General features: G+C 66.1%; 6 protein-coding genes. 5 read left to right on the top strand and 1 reads right to left on the bottom strand.

Annotation, left to right across the window (positions count from 1 at the left end):
* The first annotated feature begins 176 nt into the window (after positions 1–176).
* The 5 genes from ACO6D5_RS02825 (at position 177) to ACO6D5_RS02805 (ending at position 4,629) form a co-directional block, all read left to right on the top strand.
* Positions 177–617 carry a transcriptional repressor gene (locus ACO6D5_RS02825; protein ID WP_315844782.1) on the top strand — a complete coding sequence of 147 codons (441 nt, stop codon included), beginning with the start codon at positions 177–179 and terminating at the stop codon, positions 615–617.
* Positions 614–1,033 carry a hypothetical protein gene (locus ACO6D5_RS02820; protein ID WP_315844783.1) on the top strand — a complete coding sequence of 140 codons (420 nt, stop codon included), beginning with the start codon at positions 614–616 and terminating at the stop codon, positions 1,031–1,033. The genes ACO6D5_RS02825 and ACO6D5_RS02820 overlap by 4 nt, the downstream gene beginning before the upstream one ends.
* Positions 1,034–1,442: 409 nt before the next feature.
* Positions 1,443–2,384 carry a LysR family transcriptional regulator gene (locus tag ACO6D5_RS02815; protein WP_485824535.1) on the top strand — a complete coding sequence of 314 codons (942 nt, stop codon included), beginning with the start codon at positions 1,443–1,445 and terminating at the stop codon, positions 2,382–2,384.
* A 190-nt stretch (positions 2,385–2,574) separates the two neighbouring features.
* Positions 2,575–4,191, top strand: coding sequence for a methyl-accepting chemotaxis protein (locus tag ACO6D5_RS02810; protein ID WP_485824534.1), 1,617 nt, complete (start codon positions 2,575–2,577; stop codon positions 4,189–4,191).
* 150 nt (positions 4,192–4,341) lie between these two features.
* On the top strand, positions 4,342–4,629 hold the full coding sequence (locus tag ACO6D5_RS02805; protein WP_315844786.1) for an MSHA biogenesis protein MshH: 288 nt from the start codon (positions 4,342–4,344) through the stop codon (positions 4,627–4,629).
* A gap of 51 nt (positions 4,630–4,680) precedes the next feature.
* Here ACO6D5_RS02805 and ACO6D5_RS02800 read toward each other — a convergent pair whose 3' ends face one another.
* Positions 4,681–7,161, bottom strand: coding sequence for a heavy metal translocating P-type ATPase (locus ACO6D5_RS02800; RefSeq protein WP_485824533.1), 2,481 nt, complete (start codon positions 7,159–7,161; stop codon positions 4,681–4,683).
* Between the last annotated feature and the right edge of the window lie 76 nt (positions 7,162–7,237).

Raw genomic sequence — 7,237 nt, 5'->3', positions numbered from 1 at the left:
CGCCCTTGCACGCTGAACGGGGTCAGCAGCACGTCGGGAAGCGGGGCGGCGATAGCCACATGAAGCATGGTTGGCAGGTTTGAGCTACAGGTTGACGGGTTCCCGTTAGCGGGTTCAGTTGAAAATGTACATCATTCTCATCAGTCGGGCATCAGCCCCCCGAACGGAGAAACCACATGGACACCACGCGGCTGCGCGACGCAGGCATCAAAGCCACCTTCCCCCGGCTGAAGATCCTGGACATCTTTTATCAGCGGGCCAATCAGCACATGAGCGCGGCGGACGTCTACCGCAGCCTCATCTCGGACCACAGCAGCATCGGTCTGGCGACGGTTTATCGCGTCATTACGCAACTTGAGGACGCCGGCCTACTCAAACGTACTCAGCTCGACGCGCACACCACCGTGTTCGAGCTCAACGACAAGGGGCACCACGACCACCTGGTCTGCACGCATTGCGGGCAGATCCTGGAATCCAGCGATCCCGCCATGGCGCAATTGGTCAGGAAGATCGCCAAGCGCAGCGGCTTCGCGCTGGATTCCTACAGTCTGGTGCTCTATGGCGGCTGCGGCTGCAAGCCCGGCGCGCCTGCCCACCCCCACGGAGAATTCGAATGAACCGCGATCAGTTTTTCTTCCACGACCTGTCCCACTTCCCCATCGTCACCGCCAAGCACGGCGGTGCGCCCAAGGGCTATTCGGCGAGCTGGATCCGCGAAATGGAATTGCTGGTGGACAACCCGCAGACCTTCGTCATGGTGGTGCCCGACATGCGCCAGGAAGCCGGCCATGAAGACCGCAAGGCCATGATCGAATGGCAGACCACCAACATGCCGCGGCTCCGCGCGCGTTGCCGGGCCTTCATCGCGGTCGAACGCGACACGGACGCGCTGGACAAGGTCCGCAAACAGGGCGAAAAAATGGCCCGCGCGTTCGGCATGCCGTTCCTGGCGGTGGCCACCCCGGGCGAAGCGATGCAATGCGCACGCGAACTGCTGGGCCATAGCGGACCCGGTGGTTTCGTCGTGGACTAAGCCGCCCCGCCTTCCACGCATTGCTGCGCGCCTTCGGGCGCGTTTTGCTTTTCCGGGGCCTGCCCGCATCGGCATCAAGCCAGGGCAGGCCGCGATTGCCGAAATTAGAATGCAATATTGATAAATTTGCGATTGTGGCAAAAGGTGGAGCTGGAATAAATTCCACCCCTGGCACATCCGCCCGTCCCGCCACGTCGGGGCTGGCGTCCTGGCGCGCCGGACTCTCCGGATGACGCTTGTCGGCCTATCCATGGCGCAACCCGCCATCGCTTCCCTGGTCCGTACCTGTTGGCCTGCGCGTTCACAAGACGCCGTGGCGGGCGGCTATCCCACTGCCACCTGCCCGCGCGCTATTTTTGCGGCTGCCAACCGCCTGGACTCGACATTGAGATTTACGGCATTCACATCAATGAAGCGATTCCAATTCGATAGCACCGCGCTTCGTTATTTCCTGACCGTCGTCGACACCGGGTCCGTCAATGGCGCGGCCGCGCGCCTGAACGTCGTCAGTTCCGCCGTCAGCCGCCAGATCGCAGGCCTGGAACAGCGGTTGCAAAACCAGCTGTTCGAACGCCACCCCAAGGGCATGCGCGTGACCGAAGTGGGCCGCATCCTGGCGGATCATGCGCGCCGGGTCGAAGCGGACGCGGCGCGCACCTATGCGGAGATCGGCGGGCAGAACGGCCGCTTTACCCAGACGGTGAAGATCGCCGGCGCCCACGGCTTCGCGGCCCAGGCGCTGCCGCGCAAATTCGCCGCGTTCCAGGCCGAGCATCCTTCCGTGCGCTTTAACCTGACCATCCTGGATGCGGGGCTGGTCACGGAACGCGTGCGTTCGGCGCAGGCGGACATCGGCTTCACCTACAGCCATGCGGCGGAAAAGGACATTGCGGTGATCTTCGCGCGCCCGGCCGAGATCGTCGCCGTGATGCGGCCAGGCCACCCGCTGGCCGCTGACGGCGCGCCGCCCTCGAGCTCGCCGCCTCCAACGCCGCTGGTCCTGACGCAATTGTCGGCCTATCCCCTGGCCCTGCCCGAAGGCGGCAGCGCCTTGCGTCGGGTATTGGACATGGCCTCCAGCCTGTACAACACCACCCTGTCGCCCGCCTTCACCTCCAACCACCCTGAAGCGGTCTACAACTATCTGCTGACCGGAAACGCCGTGACCCTGTGCGCGCGCTTGTCCGCAGCCGAACACCTGGACTCGGGCCGGCTGGTCTGCCGCCCCGTGGACGACGCGCTGCTCAACGGCGGGCAGATCCAGGTCCAGACCCATGTTTCCCGGCCATTGCCGGACGCCGCCCAACGTTTCCTGCGCTTCATCCGCAGCGACGCGCCCCCCCTGTTCTGATTGCTCTCGCCTGCGGGGCAACCCAGGCCTGCGTGCCTGCGTGCGGTCGTCGGGGCGTTGCCAAAACCAGAATGTCCCGGTGAAAAATGATCAATTGTTAAATTTGTAATTCAAACTTACATTTGCCACGGGTTTACCACTAGATCATGGCTGCCGGCCTCGCTGGCAGCCTTATGCAGGAGCCGTGCGCATGCTTAAGAACCTGAAAATCCGAACCGGACTGCTCGCGGTCCTGACCCTGTTCGTGCTGGCCCTGGCCGGCGCCACCAGCATGGGCTGGGTGTTCGCCCGCGCGGCCGACGACGCCGTCGACGACCTGAACCGCGTTGCCACCGAACAAACCCGGCCGCTCTACGAAACCCAAGTGCTGCTGCTGCGCACCCGCATCACGCTGGTGGCCGCCTACCTGGATGTGGAAGCGGGCCGCGGCGCGCAGGCGCAAGCCAGCGTGGACCAGGCAGGCAAGTTCCTGGCCGACGCCCGTCAACGCTACGCCACGTTCCAACGCGTGCCGAAGGTCACGGAAGCCGCGCGGAAGCTGACGGCGGACCTGGACGGCATTTTCAACGCCTATGTACGCAGCATCGATGCGCTGGGCGAGGCCCTGCAAAAGCAGTCCGCGGAAAACTACGTCACCGCCGTCGCCGAGGCCCGCGCCGCCGATACCCGCTTCGAAGAACGGGTCGTCGCCTTCCTGGCGCACACGGAACGGCGCGCCGCCCAGATCAACGACGCGTCCGACCAGCGCTACAACCTGGCGGAACTGGCTACGATCATCATGCTTGTCCTGGCGGTCGTCCTGGCCGCCGGATGCTGGCGCTTCATCAGCCGGCAGGTGCTGTTGCCGCTGAAAGACGCCGCGCAGCACTTCGACCGCATCGCCTCGGGCGACCTGACCCAACGCGTGTCGGTTGGCGCCCACAACGAGATCGGCGTGCTGTTCGCGGCGCTCAAGCGCATGCAGGACAGCCTGACCCGCACCGTCGCCGAAGTCCGCCGCAGCGTGAACGAGATCAACACCGGCGCCGCCGAGATCTCGTCGGGCAACACCAACTTGTCCTCGCGCACCGAAGAACAGGCGGCCTCCCTGGAAGAAACCGCGGCCAGCATGGAAGAACTGGCCACGGCCGTGAAACAGAACACAGAACACGCCCACCAGGCCAACGCGCTGGCGGCCGAAAGCCGCGGCGTGGCGCTGCGCGGCGGTCAGGCCGTCGACCAGGTCGTCCAGACCATGACGCGCATCTCGGACAGCTCGCGCCGCATCGCCGAGATCGTTTCCGTGATCGACGGCATCGCCTTTCAGACCAACATCCTGGCGTTGAACGCCGCGGTGGAAGCCGCCCGGGCGGGCGAACAGGGCAAGGGCTTCGCCGTCGTGGCGGGCGAGGTGCGTTCGCTGGCGCAGCGCAGCGCGCAAGCCGCCCGCGAAGTGAAGGACCTGATCGAGCAGTCCACCAACAACGTGGACAGCGGCGCCGCCCAGGTGCGCGAGGCCGGCGAGACCATGCAGGAAATCGTGACCTCGGTGCAGCGCGTGACCCAGATCATGGCCGAGATCACCGAGGCGTCCACCGAGCAGTCCATCGGCATCGACCAGATCAACCGCGCCGTCACGCAGATGGACGACGTGACCCAGCAGAACGCCGCCTTGGTCGAGCAAGCCGCCGCCGCCGCGTCCTCGCTGGAGGACCAGGCCAAGCGCCTTGCCGCCACAGCGGCCTTCTTCAAGGTGCCGGCCGAGACCGTCATCGACATGGCGGCGGAGCCCGCCCCGGTCGCGCTGCGGCCCGCGTACGCGGCGTAGCCGTCGCCAGCCAGCTCATCCTTTCGGCCGACGCGCTTTGGCCTAGGGCTTTGCGCCGACTTAAGACTTGGACCGCCAGGCCGTTGTCTAGGGGCAAGGCGCCGTTTCCCGCGGCGCCGTCCGCCAACCCGACGATGAGCCGCCCTACGCATGAACTGCGCACTCGCCTGTACCTTTTGCCAATCCACGCTGGCCCAAGGCGTGCCGCTGCTTGATAAGAACGGCGCCGCCATCTGCAAACCTTGCGTGGACCAGTTCGCCGAGCTGTTCGCGCAAAGGGCTTGGCTCATGGCGGCCACCCTGCAGGAACAGTTGGACGTGCTGCTGGAAGAAAGCCGGCGGGCGCTGGCGCAAAGCGAATCGCTGGCAGAGCGCGCCCGCGGCTGCGGGCTGAGCCTGCATGACCTGTCTGGAGCGGCCACGCGCACCTTGTCTTGAAGCGGTAACGCGCGGGCAAGCGTTACCGCGCGCGCATTGGCCAGGCCGGCTTCAGGCCTTGACCGCGAAGGGAGCCACGAAGCGGCGCAGCCGCAGCGCGTTGCTCAGGACAAAAACGCTGGACAACGCCATGGCGCCGGCCGCGAACACGGGCGACAGCAGGCTGCCGTTGACCGGGTACAGCAGGCCGGCCGCCACCGGGATCAACGCGACGTTGTAAGCAAACGCCCAGAACAGGTTCTGCTTGATGTTGCGGATGGTGGCTTTGGACAAGGCGATGGCGTTGGGCACCCCGCCCAGGTCGCCAGACATCAGCACCACGTCCGCCGCCTCGATGGCGATGTCCGTGCCGGTGCCGATGGCCAGGCCCACATCGGCTTCGGCCAGCGCCGGCGCATCATTGATGCCGTCGCCCACATAGGCGATCGGGCCGTACTGCTTCTTCAGCCGCTGCACGGCGGCGACCTTGCCGTCAGGCAGGACTTCCGCCACCACCTCGTCGATGCCAAGCTGGCGGGCAATCGCCTCGCCCGTGCGCCGGTTGTCGCCGGTGATCATGGCGACCTTCAGGCCCAGGTCATGCAGCGCGCGGATCGCGGCGGCCGTCGTTTCCTTGATCGGATCGGCCACGGCGATCATGGCGGCCAGCCGGCCATTGATCGCCGCGTACAGGGGCGTCTTGCCTTCGTCGCCCAGGCGCGCCGCGTCCTGGCTGAACGTGGCCACCTCCAGGCCCAGGTCCCGCATGTAGCGGTCGGCGCCGATCTCGACCAGGTCGCCGTCCACGCGGGCGCTGACGCCGAAGCCGGTGATCGACTGGAATTGCTCGATGGCGCCCAGGGCAATGCCCTCAGCCCGGGCGGCGTCGACGATCGCCTGCGCGATGGGATGCTCGGATTTCGCCTCCACCGTCGCCACCTTGCCCAATACCTCCGCCCGCTCAAAGCCGGAAGCGACGATGAGGTCCGTGAGTTCGGGGCGGCCCTTGGTCAGCGTGCCGGTCTTGTCCACCGCCACCACCTTGGCATCCTTCAGGGACTGCAAGGCTTCGCCCTTGCGGAACAGCACGCCCATCTGCGCCGCGCGCCCCGTGCCCACCATGATGGAGGTCGGTGTGGCCAGGCCCATGGCGCAGGGGCAGGCGATGATCAGCACGGCCACTGCGTTGACCAATGCGAACGTCAGGGCAGGCTCGGGCCCGAACGTGAGCCAGATGATGAAGGTCACCACCGCCGCGGCCATGACGGCCGGCACGAACCACATCGTGATGCGGTCCACCATGGCCTGGATCGGCAGCTTGGAGCCCTGCGCCTGCTCGACCATGCGGATGATTTGCGCCAGCACCGTGTCGTTACCGACCTTGGTGGCGCGCAACGTCAGCGCGCCGTTCTGGTTGACCGTGCCGCCGACCACCTCCGCGCCCGGGCGCTTCTCGACGGGAACGGGTTCGCCGCTGATCATGGATTCGTCGATGAAGCTGCTGCCTTCCACCACCTCGCCGTCCACGGGGACGCGCTCGCCGGGGCGGACTTCGATCAGGTCGCCCGTGACCACGTCTTCGATGGCGAGTTCAAGCGTGGCGCCGTCGCGGACAACGCGCGCGGTCTTGGCCTGCAGGCCCAGCAAGCGCTTGATGGCCTCGGACGTGTTGCCCTTGGCCCGGGCCTCAAGGTAGCGCCCAAGCAGGATCAGCGCCACGATCACCGCCGCGGCTTCGAAATAGACATTGACCGTGTCGGCAGGCAGGAGGCCTGCCGCGAAGGTGGCGACCACCGAATAGGCGTAGGCGGCGGACGTGCCCACCGCCACCAGCGAATTCATGTCAGGCGCGCCGCGCAGCAGCGCGGGGATGCCCTTCTGGAAGAAGCGCAGGCCGGGGCCGAACAGGACGATGCTCGACAGCACGAACTGGATGTACCAGCTGTTCTGCGTGCCGATGCTTTCGGCGATGACGTGATGGAACGCGGGCACCAGATGCGCGCCCATTTCCATGATGAACACGGGCAACGCGAAGACCGCCGCGACCGTCAGGGCGCGCTTGAGCGCTTTCAGCTCGGCAGCCTGCCGTTCGGCGACGGCATCCGTATCACTGGATTCGCCGGAAAGGACTTTCGCCTCGTACCCTGCTTTGGCGACGGCCTGGATCAAGGCGTTCGGCGACGTGCCGCCGGTGGCGGTGATCTGCGCGCGCTCGGTAGCCAGGTTGACCGTTGCGGCGCTGACGCCCGGCACGGCCTTCAGGGCTTTTTCGACCCGGCCGACGCACGACGCGCACGTCATGCCGGAAACCGACAGCTCGACGGTGTTCTCGGCGACGGCATAGCCGGCTTTCTGGACGGCCTGGACGGCGGCCGCGACGTCTGGCGCGCCGTCAAACGTGATGTCGGCGCGTTCGGTAGCCAGGTTGACGCTGGCCTTGTGGACGCCGGGCACGGCTTTCAGGGCCTTTTCGACGCGGCCAACGCACGAGGCGCACGTCATGCCTTCGATCGGAAGACTGATCGCGATGCTGTCTGCTGGGCTGGCGCTCATCACTGCTCCTTGATAACTGGGATTTCCTTCAGATGAAGCCCAAGATAAAGGTTCCAATGAGGTCAAGGTCAAGCCC

The organism is Achromobacter sp. (assembly GCF_057314935.1).
This window is presented reverse-complemented; position numbering and strand designations above follow the sequence as displayed.

Coding starts and splice junctions, on each gene's coding strand:
- ACO6D5_RS02825 (WP_315844782.1), top strand. CDS start 177: ATGGACACCACGCGGCTGCGCGACGCAGGCATCAAAGCCACCTTCCCC.
- ACO6D5_RS02820 (WP_315844783.1), top strand. CDS start 614: ATGAACCGCGATCAGTTTTTCTTCCACGACCTGTCCCACTTCCCCATC.
- ACO6D5_RS02815 (WP_485824535.1), top strand. CDS start 1,443: ATGAAGCGATTCCAATTCGATAGCACCGCGCTTCGTTATTTCCTGACC.
- ACO6D5_RS02810 (WP_485824534.1), top strand. CDS start 2,575: ATGCTTAAGAACCTGAAAATCCGAACCGGACTGCTCGCGGTCCTGACC.
- ACO6D5_RS02805 (WP_315844786.1), top strand. CDS start 4,342: ATGAACTGCGCACTCGCCTGTACCTTTTGCCAATCCACGCTGGCCCAA.
- ACO6D5_RS02800 (WP_485824533.1), bottom strand. CDS start 7,161: ATGAGCGCCAGCCCAGCAGACAGCATCGCGATCAGTCTTCCGATCGAA.